The sequence below is a fragment of the Streptomyces sp. NPDC028308 genome (assembly GCF_055565855.1).
Genome location: NZ_JBVHTO010000006.1, coordinates 104,679 through 118,499 on the forward strand (window position 1 = coordinate 104,679; position 13,821 = coordinate 118,499).

The 13,821-nt window shown below is 70.8% G+C and carries 12 protein-coding genes; all 12 read right to left on the minus strand.

Annotation, left to right across the window (positions count from 1 at the left end; genetic code table 11):
- Nucleotides 1-99 precede the first annotated feature (99 nt).
- The 12 genes from metK to ACZ4VA_RS14960 all read right to left on the minus strand — a co-directional run bounded on the left by metK (nt 100) and on the right by ACZ4VA_RS14960 (nt 13,804).
- Nucleotides 100-1,308 carry a methionine adenosyltransferase gene (gene metK / locus ACZ4VA_RS14905; RefSeq protein WP_355793032.1) on the minus strand — a complete coding sequence of 403 codons (1,209 nt, stop codon included), beginning with the start codon at nt 1,306-1,308 and terminating at the stop codon, nt 100-102.
- Nucleotides 1,309-1,536: 228 nt separating this feature from the next.
- Nucleotides 1,537-2,751 (minus strand): bifunctional phosphopantothenoylcysteine decarboxylase/phosphopantothenate--cysteine ligase CoaBC, encoded by a 1,215-nt coding sequence (gene coaBC, locus ACZ4VA_RS14910; RefSeq protein WP_468081577.1) that lies wholly within the window; start codon nt 2,749-2,751, stop codon nt 1,537-1,539.
- Between the two features lie 146 nt (nt 2,752-2,897).
- On the minus strand, nt 2,898-3,170 hold the full coding sequence (gene rpoZ / locus ACZ4VA_RS14915) for a DNA-directed RNA polymerase subunit omega (protein WP_019059732.1): 273 nt from the start codon (nt 3,168-3,170) through the stop codon (nt 2,898-2,900).
- A gap of 38 nt (nt 3,171-3,208) precedes the next feature.
- Nucleotides 3,209-3,766, minus strand: a complete 558-nt coding sequence (gene gmk / locus ACZ4VA_RS14920) for a guanylate kinase (protein WP_452924578.1) — start codon at nt 3,764-3,766, stop codon at nt 3,209-3,211.
- Between the two features lie 38 nt (nt 3,767-3,804).
- A complete protein-coding gene (locus ACZ4VA_RS14925; RefSeq protein ID WP_010988268.1) occupies nt 3,805-4,128 on the minus strand; it encodes an integration host factor in 324 nt (107 codons plus the stop codon).
- Between the two features lie 288 nt (nt 4,129-4,416).
- A complete protein-coding gene (gene pyrF, locus ACZ4VA_RS14930; RefSeq protein ID WP_468081580.1) occupies nt 4,417-5,259 on the minus strand; it encodes an orotidine-5'-phosphate decarboxylase in 843 nt (280 codons plus the stop codon).
- Nucleotides 5,256-6,362: a quinone-dependent dihydroorotate dehydrogenase gene (locus ACZ4VA_RS14935; protein WP_468081582.1), complete on the minus strand. Its 1,107-nt coding sequence runs from the start codon at nt 6,360-6,362 to the stop codon at nt 5,256-5,258. Before ACZ4VA_RS14935 ends, pyrF begins: the two co-directional genes overlap by 4 nt.
- Nucleotides 6,363-6,417: 55 nt before the next feature.
- Complete coding sequence (carB, locus tag ACZ4VA_RS14940; protein ID WP_468081584.1) at nt 6,418-9,726, minus strand: carbamoyl-phosphate synthase large subunit; 3,309 nt, start codon at nt 9,724-9,726, stop codon at nt 6,418-6,420.
- Nucleotides 9,719-10,861, minus strand: a complete 1,143-nt coding sequence (gene carA, locus ACZ4VA_RS14945; protein ID WP_355780889.1) for a glutamine-hydrolyzing carbamoyl-phosphate synthase small subunit — start codon at nt 10,859-10,861, stop codon at nt 9,719-9,721. Before carA ends, carB begins: the two co-directional genes overlap by 8 nt.
- Complete coding sequence (locus ACZ4VA_RS14950) at nt 10,858-11,481, minus strand: PH-like domain-containing protein (RefSeq protein ID WP_356166523.1); 624 nt, start codon at nt 11,479-11,481, stop codon at nt 10,858-10,860. Before ACZ4VA_RS14950 ends, carA begins: the two co-directional genes overlap by 4 nt.
- On the minus strand, nt 11,478-12,764 hold the full coding sequence (locus tag ACZ4VA_RS14955) for a dihydroorotase (RefSeq protein WP_355779196.1): 1,287 nt from the start codon (nt 12,762-12,764) through the stop codon (nt 11,478-11,480). The genes ACZ4VA_RS14950 and ACZ4VA_RS14955 overlap by 4 nt, the downstream gene beginning before the upstream one ends.
- 5 nt (nt 12,765-12,769) lie before the next feature.
- Complete coding sequence (locus ACZ4VA_RS14960) at nt 12,770-13,804, minus strand: aspartate carbamoyltransferase catalytic subunit (RefSeq protein ID WP_355779199.1); 1,035 nt, start codon at nt 13,802-13,804, stop codon at nt 12,770-12,772.
- Nucleotides 13,805-13,821: the final 17 nt, after the last annotated feature.

Genomic DNA, 13,821 nt, shown 5'->3' on the forward strand with positions numbered 1-13,821 from the left:
CCCCCGGCCGCCGGAACGGCCCCCGAACGCGCCCGGACGCAACGGAAAGGCCCGGCGTCCCCGTGGGGAGGCCGGGCCTCGTGGCCGTGGACGGGAGGGCTACAGCCCCGCCGCCTTGCGCAGCGCGTCCACCCGGTCCGTGCGCTCCCACGTGAAGTCGGGCAGCTCTCGGCCGAAGTGACCGTACGCGGCGGTCTGGGAGTAGATCGGGCGCAGCAGGTCGAGGTCGCGGATGATGGCCGCAGGGCGCAGGTCGAAGACCTCGGTGATGGCGGTCTCGATGCGCTCGGCGTCGACCTTGGCGGTGCCGAAGGTCTCGACGAAGAGACCGACGGGCTCGGCCTTGCCGATCGCGTAGGCGACCTGGACCTCGCAGCGGGTGGCGAGGCCCGCGGCGACCACGTTCTTCGCGACCCAGCGCATCGCGTACGCGGCGGAGCGGTCGACCTTGGACGGGTCCTTGCCGGAGAAGGCGCCGCCGCCGTGGCGGGCCATGCCGCCGTACGTGTCGATGATGATCTTGCGGCCGGTGAGGCCGGCGTCGCCCATCGGGCCGCCGATCTCGAAGCGGCCGGTCGGGTTCACCAGGAGGCGGTAGCCCTCCGTGTCGAGCTTGATGCCGTCGTCCAGGAGGGCCTTCAGCTCGGGCTCCACGACGAACTCGCGGATGTCGGGCGCGAGCAGCGAGTCCAGGTCGATGTCGGAGGCGTGCTGCGAGGAGACGACGACGGTGTCCAGGCGGACCGCCTTGTCGCCGTCGTACTCGATGGTGACCTGGGTCTTGCCGTCGGGACGCAGGTAGGGGATGGTCCCGTTCTTGCGCACCTCGGACAGGCGCCGCGAGAGGCGGTGCGCGAGGTGGATCGGGAGCGGCATCAGGTTCGGCGTCTCGTCGGTCGCGTAACCGAACATCAGGCCCTGGTCGCCGGCGCCCTGACGGTCCAGCTCGTCGTCGTCGCCCTCGACGCGGTTCTCGTACGCCGTGTCGACGCCCTGCGCGATGTCGGGCGACTGCGAGCCGATGGAGACGGAGACGCCGCAGGACGCGCCGTCGAAGCCCTTCTTCGAGGAGTCGTAACCGATCTCGAGGATCTTGTCGCGGACCAGCTGGGCGATCGGCGCGTACGCCTTGGTCGTGACCTCTCCGGCCACGTGCACCAGGCCGGTCGTGATGAGCGTCTCCACGGCGACCCGGGACGTCGGGTCCTCGCGCAGGAGCGCGTCGAGAATGGTGTCGCTGATCTGGTCAGCGATCTTGTCGGGGTGACCCTCGGTCACGGACTCCGAGGTGAACAGGCGACGGGACACAACGCTCCCTGGGGTTGCAGCGGCTGCTGGCTGATCATTGGCGGACGGGACGGAGGCTGCGCCCGGCGTCGTCCGTGAACAGTTTATCGGTCGCGCTCGTCCGCGGGCCCACCCGTCTCGCCTCTCGGGAGTGCTGTGACCTGCGGCACGGGCATTCTGCCCAATGCGTGTCGCTCTCCGCCAGGGTCGCCACGCCCGAATCGGCGTGGTGTGTGCCGCCGGACGGAGCTAACGGGCCGGCGGGCGGAGGCGTCCGGCCACCAGGTCCCACACGATCTCGGCCAGTGCCTCCTTGGGCCCGTACGGCACCGGGGTCTCGCTGCCGTCCGCGCCGAGCACCACGGCCTCGTTCTCCTCGGAGCCGAAGGTCTTGCGCTCCCCCACCTCGTTGACGACGAGGAGGTCGCAGCCCTTGCGCTCCAGCTTGCCGCGGCCGTTGGCGAGGACGTCGTCCGTCTCCGCGGCGAAGCCGACGATCACCTGGTCCGGGCGGGCGCGGTCGGCGGAGATCTCCGCGAGCACGTCCGGATTGCGGACCAGGACGATCGGCTCGGGCTCCTGGCCGTCCTTCTTCTTGATCTTCCCGGTCGCGTACGCCGCCGGGCGGAAGTCGGCCACGGCGGCGGCCATCACCACGGCGTCCGCGTCGGAGGCGGCCTTGAGCACGGCCTCGCGCAGCTGCACGGCGGTACCCACCCGGACCACGTCCACGCCGGCGGGGTCCGGCAGGCCGGCGTTCGCGGAGACGAGTGTCACCCTGGCCCCGCGGGCCGCCGCGGTGCGGGCGAGGGCGTAGCCCTGCTTGCCGGAGGAGCGGTTGCCGAGGAAGCGGACGGGGTCGAGCGGTTCGCGCGTGCCGCCCGCGCTGACGACGACGTGCCGGCCGACGAGGTCGGGCGCGCTCACGCCGCGGGCGAGCACCCGGCGGCAGACCTCGAAGATCTCGGTCGGATCGGGCAGCCGGCCCTTGCCGGTGTCGACGCCGGTGAGGCGGCCGACGGCCGGCTCGATCACGACGGCACCGCGGCGGCGCAGCGTGGCCACGTTCTCCTGGGTGGCCGGGTGCTCCCACATCTCGGTGTGCATGGCGGGGGCGAAGACGACCGGACAGCGGGCGGTGAGCAGGGTGTTCGTGAGGAGGTCGTCGGCGAGGCCGTGGGCGGCCTTGGCGAGCATGTCGGCGGTGGCGGGCGCGACGACCACCAGGTCGGCGTGCTGTCCGATGCGGACGTGCGGGACCTCGTGGACGTCGGACCAGACCTCGGTCGAGACGGGGTGGCCGGAGAGCGCGGACCAGGTGGCGGCGCCGACGAAGTGCAGTGCGGACGCGGTCGGGACGACGCGCACGTCGTGACCCGACTCCGTCAGCCTGCGCAGCAGCTCACAGGCCTTGTACGCGGCGATGCCGCCGCTGACGCCCAGAACGACCTTCGGCTTGTCCACCAGGGTCTCCCCGCACTAGAGAACGTACGACGCGCTCGGAGGAGCACGACTCCATGCTGCCGCACCGCCCGGAGGCGGTTCCGGCGCCCCGGCACACCGCAGGCCCGACAGTCACGCTGCCGGGCCTGGGATGAGCGGTCGGGCGATCAGGTCGCGGGGCCCTCGACGGCCTCGGACGTCAGCAGGCCCGCGTTGATCTCGCGCAGGGCGATGGAGAGGGGCTTCTCGTGGACGTGCGTGTCCACGAGGGGACCGACGTACTCGAGGAGACCCTCGCCGAGCTGCGAGTAGTAAGCGTTGATCTGACGGGCGCGCTTGGCCGCGTAGATCACCAGGCTGTACTTCGAGTCGGTGGCCTCGAGGAGCTCGTCGATCGGAGGGTTGATGATGCCCTCGGGAGCGGTGATGGAAGAGGACACGCTCTGCCTTCCGAAAGGTGGGATGAGATCAGTGAAGATCACACAACGTTCATCAAGGCTAGCAGCTCGCGCGCCACGTCCTCGACGGAGGTGTTGACCAGGGTGATGTCGAACTCGGACTCGGCCGCCAGTTCGATCTTGGCCGCGGCCAGTCGGCGCTCGATGACCTCGGGCGGTTCGGTGCCGCGCCCGGTGAGCCTGCGCACCAGCTCCTCCCAGGAGGGCGGGGCCAGGAACACCAGCTGGGCGTCCCGCATGGACTCGCGGACCTGCCGGGCTCCCTGGAGGTCGATCTCCAGGAGGACCCCCTCGCCCGCCTCCAGCCGCTCCATCACGGCGGCACGCGGCGTGCCGTAGCGGTTGCCGGCGAACTCGGCCCATTCGAGCAGCTCGCCGTTGGCGATCAGCTTGTCCATCTCCTCGTCGCTGACGAAGAAGTAGTGGACCCCGTGCTTCTCACCGGGGCGGGGCTTGCGGGTCGTCGCCGACACCGAGAGCCAGACCCCGGGGTGTTCCTTGCGCATATGGGCGACGACCGTGCTCTTGCCGACCCCGGAGGGGCCGGAGAGCACGGTCAGCCGCGAACGTTCACTCATGCAGCGATTATCCAGGTTCTCAGGAGTGCCCGAGAACGTCAGCCGGCGGTGCTGCCGAACTCGCGCTCCAGGGAGGCGATCTGGTTGGAACCGAGACCCCGCACGCGGCGGCTCTCGGAGATCCCGAGTCGCTCCATGATCTGCTTGGCGCGGACCTTGCCCACGCCCGGCAGGGACTCGAGGAGAGCGGAGACCTTCATCTTGCCGATGACGTCGTTCTCCTGACCCTGCTTGATGACCTCGTGAAGGGAGGCGCCGGAGTGCTTGAGTCGATTCTTGACCTCGGCCCGCTCCCGGCGAGCCGCGGCGGCCTTTTCGAGCGCGGCTGCGCGCTGTTCAGGGGTAAGGGGCGGAAGAGCCACGCCTACGTCACCTCGGATGTCGAACTGTCGGATACGGACCGGTGAGGAACCTAGTCGCCCCACACCTGGGGAGACACGGGCTACAGGCTCGCCCGATCTCCCCCACTGCCTGGAGGGCGTGGGAGGTGCCCTCACTCGACGGAGACTAGCGGGCAAGTCCGCCGGAGTCAGCGAGAACAGCGGAAAAGTCCTGGTCAGCCTCCGTCGAGCCTGACATTCCCGACATTACGCCCCGGATTTGAGGATGTATTCAGACTCAAGGCGGCCGAGAGACGCTCATCGACGGACTCAAACGGTCGCGACGGCCGTCCGGATCTCCTCCGCGAAACGGTCCGCGGAGCTCCGGAGCGCGGCGACGTCGGGTCCGTGCCGCAGCACACCCCGGCTGACGTTCGGCACCACCCGGCGCACCGCCGCGCCGAAGACGCCCGGCAGATCGGCCGGCGTGGCCCCCTGGGCGCCGATGCCGGGCGCGAGGAGCGGACCGTTGATGTCCAGGTCGTAGGAGGAGAGATCGCCGAGCGTGGCACCCACGACCGCCCCGAAGGAGCCCAGGGGCGTCTCTCCCGCGTTCTCGGCGGCGAGGTGGGCCAGCATGGTCGCCCCGACGCTGCGGCCGTCCGCACGGACCGCGTGCTGCACCTCGCCGCCCTCCGGGTTGGAGGTCAGGGCGAGGACGAAGAGCCCGGCGCCGCTCTCCCGCGCCAGCTCCACCGCGGGCTTCAGCGAGCCGTAGCCGAGGTACGGCGACACCGTGAGCGCGTCCGAGAACAGCGGGGCGTCCTTGCGCAGGAAGGTCTCCGCGTACGCCGCCATGGTGGAGCCGATGTCGCCGCGCTTGGCGTCCATCACGACCAGCGCGCCGGCCGTCCGCGCCTCCTCGACGGACTTCTCCAGGACGGCGACGCCGCGCGAGCCGAACCGCTCGAAGAAAGCGCTCTGCGGCTTCAGGACGGCGACCCGATCGGCGAGCGCCTCGACGACGGTGCGGCTGAAGCGCTCCAGGCCCGCGAGATCGTCGTTCAGGCCCCAGTCGGTGAGCAGGGAGGCGTGCGGGTCGATACCGACGCACAGCGGGCCCCGGTCGTCCATGGACCGGCGCAGCCGGGCGCCGAAGGGCTCCAGGGTCATGCGGACTTCCTCACGTCGGCGCCGACCGCGTCGGCGAGGGTGGCGTACGGGCTCGTCCGCAGGCGGGCGGCGAGACCCTTGTGGATGGCGCGCCCCCAGAAGGGGCCCTCGTAGACGAAGGCGCTGTAGCCCTGGACCAGGGTGGCGCCGGCCAGGATCCGCTGCCAGGCGTCCTCGGCGTTCTCCACGCCGCCGACGCCCACCAGGGTGATCCGGTCGCCCACGCGCGCGTAGAGGCGGCGCAGGACCTCCAGGGAGCGTGCCTTGAGCGGGGCGCCGGACAGGCCGCCGGTCTCCTTGACGAGGGCGGGGTCGGACCGCAGGCCGAGACCCTCACGCGCGATGGTGGTGTTGGTGGCGATGATGCCGTCCAGGCCGAGCTCCACGGCGAGGTCGGCGACGGCGTCGACGTCCTCGTCGGCGAGGTCCGGCGCGATCTTGACGAGCAGCGGCACCCGCCGGTCGCTGACCGTCCGGTCGGCGGCCTCGCGGACGGCGCTCAGCAGCGGGCGCAGGGCCTCGGTGGCCTGGAGGTTGCGCAGGCCGGGCGTGTTCGGCGAGGAGACGTTGACGACCAGGTAGTCGGCGTGCCGGGCGAGCCGCTCGGCGGACTTCACGTAGTCGCCGACGGCCTCCTCCTCCGGGACGGCCTTGGTCTTGCCGATGTTGACGCCGACGATCGTCCGGAAGACCGGCGTGCGGGCGGCCAGGCGCTCGGCGACGGCCGCCGAGCCGTCGTTGTTGAAGCCCATGCGGTTGATGAGCGCCCGGTCCGGCACGAGGCGGAACAGCCGCTTGCGCGGGTTGCCGGGCTGCGCCTCGCCGGTGACCGTGCCGATCTCGACGTGGTCGAAGCCGAGCATCGCCATCCCGTCGATGGCGACCGCGTTCTTGTCGAAGCCGGCGGCGAGGCCGAAGGGGCCGTGCATGCGCAGGCCGAACGCCTCGGTGCGCAGTTCCTCGTACCGGGGGGCCAGCGCCGCCGCGACGAAGGTCCGCAGCACGGGGACGCGGACGGCGAGACGGATCCAGCGGAAGGCGAGGTGGTGCGCCTGTTCCGGGTCCATCCGCTTGAAAACCAGGCGGAAGTAGAGCTTGTACATGTCTCCGTGTCCTCATGAAGAGGGGGACACCGTTTCCGGTGTCCCCCTCGGGCTGCTAGTCGCGGGCCGCGATCAGATGCTCGGCGTGTTCCTGCAGGGAGCGCACGCCGACGTCGCCGCCGTTGAGCGCGTCGATGCCCTGGACGGCGGCGGCGAGCGCCTGCACCGTCGTCAGACACGGGACGGACCGGGCCACGGCCGCCGTGCGGATCTCGTAGCCGTCGAGGCGGCCGCCGGTGCCGTAGGGCGTGTTGACGATGAGGTCGACCTGGCCGTCGTGGATGAGCTGGACGATGGTCTTCTCGCCGTTCGGGCCGACGCCCTCGGACTGCTTGCGCACGACCGTGGCGTTCAGGCCGTTGCGCTTGAGCACCTCGGCGGTGCCGGACGTGGCGAGCAGCTCGAAGCCGTGGGCGACGAGTTCGCGCGCCGGGAAGATCATCGAGCGCTTGTCGCGGTTGGCGACCGAGATGAAGGCGCGGCCCTTGGTGGGCAGCGGCCCGTAGGCGCCGGCCTGCGACTTGGCGTACGCGGTGCCGAACACCGAGTCGATGCCCATGACCTCGCCGGTGGAGCGCATCTCCGGGCCGAGGACGGTGTCGACGCCGCGGCCGTGGATGTCGCGGAAGCGCGACCACGGCATGACGGCCTCCTTGACGGAGATCGGCGCGTCGAGCGGCAGGGTGCCGCCGTCGCCGTTCGCCGGGAGCAGGCCCTCGGCGCGCAGCTCGGCGACGGTCGCGCCGAGCGAGATGCGGGCGGCGGCCTTGGCCAGCGGCACCGCGGTCGCCTTCGAGGTGAAGGGCACGGTGCGCGAGGCGCGCGGGTTGGCTTCGAGGACGTAGAGGATGTCCCCGGCCATGGCGAACTGGATGTTGATCAGGCCGCGGACACCGACGCCCTTGGCGATGGCCTCGGTGGAGGCGCGCAGCCGCTTGATGTCGAAGCCGCCGAGGGTGATCGGGGGCAGGGCGCACGCCGAGTCGCCGGAGTGGATGCCGGCCTCCTCGATGTGCTCCATGACGCCGCCGAGGTAGAGCTCCTCGCCGTCGTACAGGGCGTCGACGTCGATCTCGATGGCGTCGTCCAGGAAGCGGTCGACCAGGACCGGCCGGGAGGGGCTGATCTCGGTGGACTCGGCGATGTACGACTCCAGGCGCGTCTCGTCGTACACGATCTCCATGCCGCGGCCGCCGAGCACGTACGACGGGCGGACGAGGACCGGGTAGCCGATCTCGTCGGCGATGGCCTTGGCGCCCGCGAAGGTGGTGGCGGTGCCGTGCTTGGGGGCCGGGAGGCCGGCCTCGGCGAGCACGCGGCCGAAGGCGCCGCGGTCCTCGGCGGCGTGGATCGCCTCGGGCGAGGTGCCCACGACCGGTACGCCGTTGTCCTTGAGCGCCTGCGCGAGGCCCAGCGGGGTCTGGCCGCCGAGCTGGACCACGACACCGGCGATCGGGCCGGCGAGGGACTCCGCGTGCACGATCTCCAGCACGTCCTCGAGCGTCAGCGGCTCGAAGTACAGGCGGTCGGAGGTGTCGTAGTCGGTGGAGACGGTCTCCGGGTTGCAGTTGACCATCACGGTCTCGTAGCCGGCGTCGCTGAGCGCGAAGGAGGCGTGGACGCAGGAGTAGTCGAACTCGATGCCCTGGCCGATGCGGTTCGGGCCGGAGCCGAGGATGACGACCGCAGGCTTCTCGCGGGGCGCGACCTCGGTCTCCTCGTCGTAGGAGGAGTAGAAGTACGGCGTCTTCGCGGCGAACTCGGCGGCGCAGGTGTCGACCGTCTTGTAGACCGGGCGGACACCGAGGGCGTGCCGGACCTCGCGGACGACGTCCTCGCGCAGGCCGCGGATCTCGGCGATCTGGGCGTCGGAGAAGCCGTGCCGCTTGGCCTCGGCGAGCAGGTCCTGGTCCAGCCGGTCGGCGGCGGCCAGCTCGTCCGCGATCTCCTTGATCAGGAACATCTGGTCCACGAACCACGGGTCGATCTTCGTCGCGTCGAAGACCTCCTCCGGGGTGGCTCCGGCGCGGATGGCCTGCATGACGGTGTTGATGCGCCCGTCGGTCGGCCGGACGGCCTCTTCGAGGAGCTGCTTCTTGTCGCGGGGCTCGCCGACGAAGGTGAACTGCGAGCCCTTCTTCTCCAGGGAGCGCAGCGCCTTCTGGAGCGCCTCGGTGAAGTTGCGGCCGATGGCCATGGCCTCGCCGACCGACTTCATGGTGGTGGTGAGGGTGGAGTCCGCGGAGGGGAACTTCTCGAAGGCGAACCGGGGCGCCTTGACGACGACGTAGTCGAGCGTCGGCTCGAAGGAGGCCGGCGTCTTCTCCGTGATGTCGTTCGGGATCTCGTCCAGGGTGTAGCCGACGGCCAGCTTGGCGGCGATCTTGGCGATCGGGAAGCCGGTGGCCTTGGAGGCGAGGGCCGAGGAGCGCGACACACGCGGGTTCATCTCGATGACGATGATCCGCCCGTCCTCGGGGTTCACCGCGAACTGGATGTTGCAGCCGCCGGTGTCGACGCCGACCTCGCGGATGATCGCGATGCCGATGTCGCGCAGCCGCTGGTACTCGCGGTCGGTCAGCGTCATCGACGGGGCGACGGTGATCGAGTCGCCGGTGTGGACGCCCATGGGGTCGAAGTTCTCGATGGAGCAGACGACCACGACGTTGTCGTTCTTGTCGCGCATCAGCTCCAGCTCGTACTCCTTCCAGCCGAGGATGGACTCCTCCAGGAGCACCTCGGTGGTCGGGGAGAGCGTCAGGCCCTGGCCGGCGATGCGGCGCAGCTCGTCCTCGTCGTGGGCGAAGCCGGAGCCGGCGCCGCCCATGGTGAAGGAGGGGCGGACGACGACGGGGTAGCCGCCGAGCGTCTCGACGCCCTGGAGCACGTCGTCCATGGAATGGCAGATGACCGAGCGGGCGGACTCGCCGTGGCCGATCTTCTTGCGGACCTCTTCGACGACGTCCTTGAAGAGGTCGCGGTCCTCGCCCTTGTTGATGGCCTCGACGTTGGCGCCGATCAGCTCGACGCCGTACTTCTCCAGCACACCCTGCTCGTGCATGGAGATCGCGGTGTTGAGGGCGGTCTGGCCGCCGAGCGTCGGCAGCAACGCGTCCGGGCGCTCCTTGGCGATGATCTTCTCGACGAACTCCGGGGTGATCGGCTCGACGTAGGTCGCGTCGGCGATCTCCGGGTCGGTCATGATCGTCGCCGGGTTGGAGTTGACGAGGATCACGCGCAGGCCCTCGGCCTTGAGCACGCGGCACGCCTGGGTGCCGGAGTAGTCGAACTCGGCGGCCTGGCCGATGACGATCGGGCCGGAGCCGATGACCAGGACGGACTGGATATCGGTGCGCTTAGGCACGCTGGCCCTCCATCAGGGATACGAAGCGGTCGAACAGGTAGGCGGCGTCGTGCGGGCCGGCTGCCGCTTCGGGGTGGTACTGGACGCTGAAGGCCGGCTGGTCGAGGAGCTGGAGTCCCTCGACGACCTGGTCGTTCAGGCAGACGTGGGAGACCTCGGCGCGGCCGAAGGGGGTCTCGGAGACCCGGTCGAGCGGGGCGTCGACGGCGAACCCGTGATTGTGCGCGGTGACCTCGACCTTGCCGGTCGTACGGTCCTGCACCGGCTGGTTGATGCCGCGGTGGCCGTACTTCAGCTTGTAGGTGCCGAAGCCGAGGGCGCGGCCGAGGATCTGGTTGCCGAAGCAGATGCCGAAGAGCGGGGTCTTGCGGCTGAGGACCTCGCGCATCAGGGCGACGGGCTGGTCGGCCTTCTCGGGGTCGCCGGGGCCGTTGGAGAAGAACACCCCGTCCGGCTGGACGGCGTAGAGCTCCTCGGCGGTCGCGGTGGCGGGCAGCACGTGCACCTCGATGCCGCGCTCGGCCATCCGGTGCGGGGTCATGCCCTTGATGCCGAGGTCGACGGCGGCGACGGTGAACTTCTTCTCGCCGACGGCCGGGACGACGTAGGTCTCCTGGGTGGCGACCTCCTCGAAGAGGCTGGCGCCCTTCATCTCGGGGGCCTGGCGCACCTCGGCGATCATCGTGCCCTCGTCGGGCAGCGCGTTGCCGGAGAAGATGCCGACGCGCATGGCGCCGCGCTCGCGCAGGTGGCGGGTGAGCGCGCGGGTGTCGATGCCGCTGATGCCGACGACGCCCTGGGCGCGCAGCTCGTCGTCCAGGGAGCGGCGGGAGCGCCAGTTGGAGGGCACGCGCGCGGGGTCGCGCACCACGTATCCGGCGACCCAGATCCGCTTCGACTCGGGGTCCTCGTCGTTGATGCCGGTGTTGCCCACGTGCGGGGCCGTCATGACGACGACCTGGCGGTGGTACGACGGGTCGGTGAGGGTCTCCTGGTAGCCGGTCATGCCGGTGGAGAACACCGCTTCGCCGAAGGTCTCCCCCACGGCCCCGTAGGCACGGCCGCGGAAGATCCGGCCGTCCTCCAGGACGAGTACGGCGGAAACCTTCGCGGCTTCCCTTGTGGAGGTCGTCATCGTGCGCCTTCCGTGTCGTTGCTCTTGTTGATCATGGCGTTCAGGGTGTCGACCCACTCGTTGTGTTCGGCCGCGCGGTCCGAGCGGAACCCGGAGTCGATCAGCCGGTCGCCGTGGGCCCAGGTGACGACGAGCAGGCCGCCCTCGGTGAGGACCTTGCCGGCGATGCCCTTGTCGAGCCGGGCCTCGCGCAGTGCTCCGGCCGGGACGAAGAAGTCGGTGGCCCCGGGGCGTACGACGTCCAGTCCCGCGTCCGTCAGCGTGAGCTCGACCCTGCTGCGGGTGCCCAGGCCGTGCGCCACGATGCGGTCGAGCCACTGCCCGGCGGTGGTGGAACCGTGGTAGCGGCCGCTCATCGTCAGTCTCGCCGGACCGGGGCCGGTCGGCATTCCAGGCAGCCGCGGGCCGTCCTCGTCGGGGGCGGCGGGCGCCGGGCGGGTCGGCAGCTCGGGCAGGTCGCCCTGGAGGGTGCCGCGCCACTTCCAGCCCTCGCGCATCAGCCAGTAGACCAGCGCGACGAAGAGGACGAGGCCGACGAGCCAGCCGATCCGGGCGGCCCAGTCGGTCACCTCCGCCGACTTCTGTCCGGCGGCGATATAGGTCGGTTGCAGAGATGTCACGCGAGCTTCCCGTCGACGAGCGTGGCCCGGCCCCGCAGCCACGTGTGCGTCACACGGCCCGGCAGCTCGCGGCCCTCGTACGGAGTGTTGCGGCTGCGCGAGGCGAAGCCCGCGGGGTCCACGGCTCCACGGTATTCCGTGTCGACCAGCGTGAGGTTGGCGGGCTCACCTGCCGAGACGGGACGTCCGTGGCCGGTGGCCCGGCCGATCACGGCGGGCTTGACGGACATGCGGTCGGCGACGCCGGCCCAGTCGAGCAGGCCGGTCTCCACCATCGTCTGCTGGACGACGGAGAGGGCGGTCTCCAGGCCGACCATGCCCATGGCCGCCGCGGCCCACTCGCAGTCCTTGTCCTCGTGCGGGTGCGGGGCGTGGTCGGTGGCGACGATGTCGATGGTGCCGTCGGCGAGCGCCTCGCGCAGGGCGAGCACGTCACGCTCGGTGCGCAGCGGCGGGTTGACCTTGAAGACCGGGTTGTAGCTGCGCACCAGCTCGTCGGTGAGGAGCAGGTGGTGTGGGGTGACCTCGGCGGTGACGTCGATGCCGCGGGACTTGGCCCAGCGGACGATCTCGACGGAGCCGGCGGTCGACAGGTGGCAGATGTGGACGCGGGAGCCGACGTGCTCGGCGAGCAGCACGTCCCGGGCGATGATCGACTCCTCGGCGACGGCGGGCCAGCCGCCGAGGCCCAGCTCGGCGGAGACGACGCCCTCGTTCATCTGGGCGCCCTCGGTCAGCCGGGGCTCCTGGGCGTGCTGGGCGACGACGCCGCCGAAGGCCTTCACGTACTCCAGGGCACGGCGCATGATCACGGCGTCGTCGACGCACTTGCCGTCGTCGGAGAAGACCGTGACGCCGGCCGCGGACTCGTGCATCGCGCCCAGCTCGGCGAGCTTCTTGCCCTCCAGGCCGACGGTGACGGCGCCGATGGGCTGCACGTCGCAGTAGCCGCCCTCCTGGCCGAGCCGGTAGACCTGCTCGACGACGCCGGCGGTGTCGGCGACCGGGAAGGTGTTGGCCATGGCGAACACCGAGGTGTAGCCGCCGCTCGCCGCGGCCCGGGTGCCGGTGAGCACGGTCTCGGAGTCCTCGCGGCCCGGCTCGCGCAGGTGGGTGTGCAGGTCGACGAGGCCCGGCAGCAGCACCCGGCCCTCCGCCTCCACGACCTCGGCGCCCTCGGCGCTGAGGCCGGTGCCGACCTCGGCGATGGTCTCGCCGTCGATCAGCACGTCCTGCGGCTCGCCGCCGAGCACCTTCGCACCGCGAATAAGGATCTTGCTCATCTGTCTTACTTCTCCTCGTCCGCGGAAAGGGTGTGCGCGGAGCGCTCGCTGGAAGGGTGGGGGTGGGAGACGGGCGGGCGGGTGTGGGTGACGGCGGGCTCGTTGCCGCCCAGCAGCAGGTACAGCACCGCCATGCGGATGGACACGCCGTTCGTCACCTGCTCGATCGCCGTGCACCGGTCGGAGTCGGCGACCGCGGCGGTGATCTCCATGCCGCGGACCATCGGGCCGGGGTGCATCACGATGGCGTGCTCCGGCATCTTCGCCATCCGGTCGCCGTCGAGGCCGTAACGACGCGAGTACTCGCGCTCGGTCGGGAAGAAGGCCGCGTTCATGCGCTCGCGCTGGACGCGCAGCATCATCACCGCGTCGGACTTGGACAGCGTGCTGTCGAGGTCGTAGGAGACCTCGCAGGGCCAGGACTCGACGCCGATGGGCAGCAGCGTCGGCGGGGCGACCAGGGTGACCTCGGCGCCCAGGGTGTGCAGCAGGTCGACGTTGGAGCGGGCGACCCGGCTGTGCAGGATGTCGCCGACCAGCGTGATGCGCCGACCCGCCAGGTCCCTGCCGAGTCCGGCGTCCCGGCCGACGAGCCGGCGGCGCATGGTGAACGCGTCGAGCAGGGCCTGCGTGGGGTGCTGGTGGGTGCCGTCGCCCGCGTTGATCACGGCCGCGTCGATCCAGCCGGAGGTGGCGAGGCGGTACGGGGCCCCGGAGGCGCCGTGCCGGATGACGACCGCGTCGACGCCCATGGCCTCCAGGGTCTGGGCGGTGTCCTTCAGGGACTCGCCCTTGGAGACGCTGGACCCCTTGGCGGTGAAGTTGATGACGTCCGCCGAGAGCCGCTTCTCGGCGGCCTCGAAGGAGATCCGGGTGCGGGTGGAGTCCTCGAAGAAGAGGTTGACGACGGTGCGGCCGCGCAGGGTCGGCAGCTTCTTGATCGGCCGGTCGGCGACCCGGGCCATTTCCTCGGCGGTGTCGAGGATGAGCACGGCGTCGTCGCGGGTGAGATCGGCGGCCGAGATGAGATGACGCTGCATCTGTCAGGCTCCGTAAG

Coding starts and splice junctions, on each gene's coding strand:
- gmk (WP_452924578.1), bottom strand. CDS start 3,766: ATGAGTGAACGTTCGCGGCTGACCGTGCTCTCCGGCCCCTCCGGGGTC.
- pyrF (WP_468081580.1), bottom strand. CDS start 5,259: ATGACCCTGGAGCCCTTCGGCGCCCGGCTGCGCCGGTCCATGGACGAC.
- ACZ4VA_RS14935 (WP_468081582.1), bottom strand. CDS start 6,362: ATGTACAAGCTCTACTTCCGCCTGGTTTTCAAGCGGATGGACCCGGAA.
- carA (WP_355780889.1), bottom strand. CDS start 10,861: ATGACGACCTCCACAAGGGAAGCCGCGAAGGTTTCCGCCGTACTCGTC.
- ACZ4VA_RS14955 (WP_355779196.1), bottom strand. CDS start 12,764: ATGAGCAAGATCCTTATTCGCGGTGCGAAGGTGCTCGGCGGCGAGCCG.
- ACZ4VA_RS14960 (WP_355779199.1), bottom strand. CDS start 13,804: ATGCAGCGTCATCTCATCTCGGCCGCCGATCTCACCCGCGACGACGCC.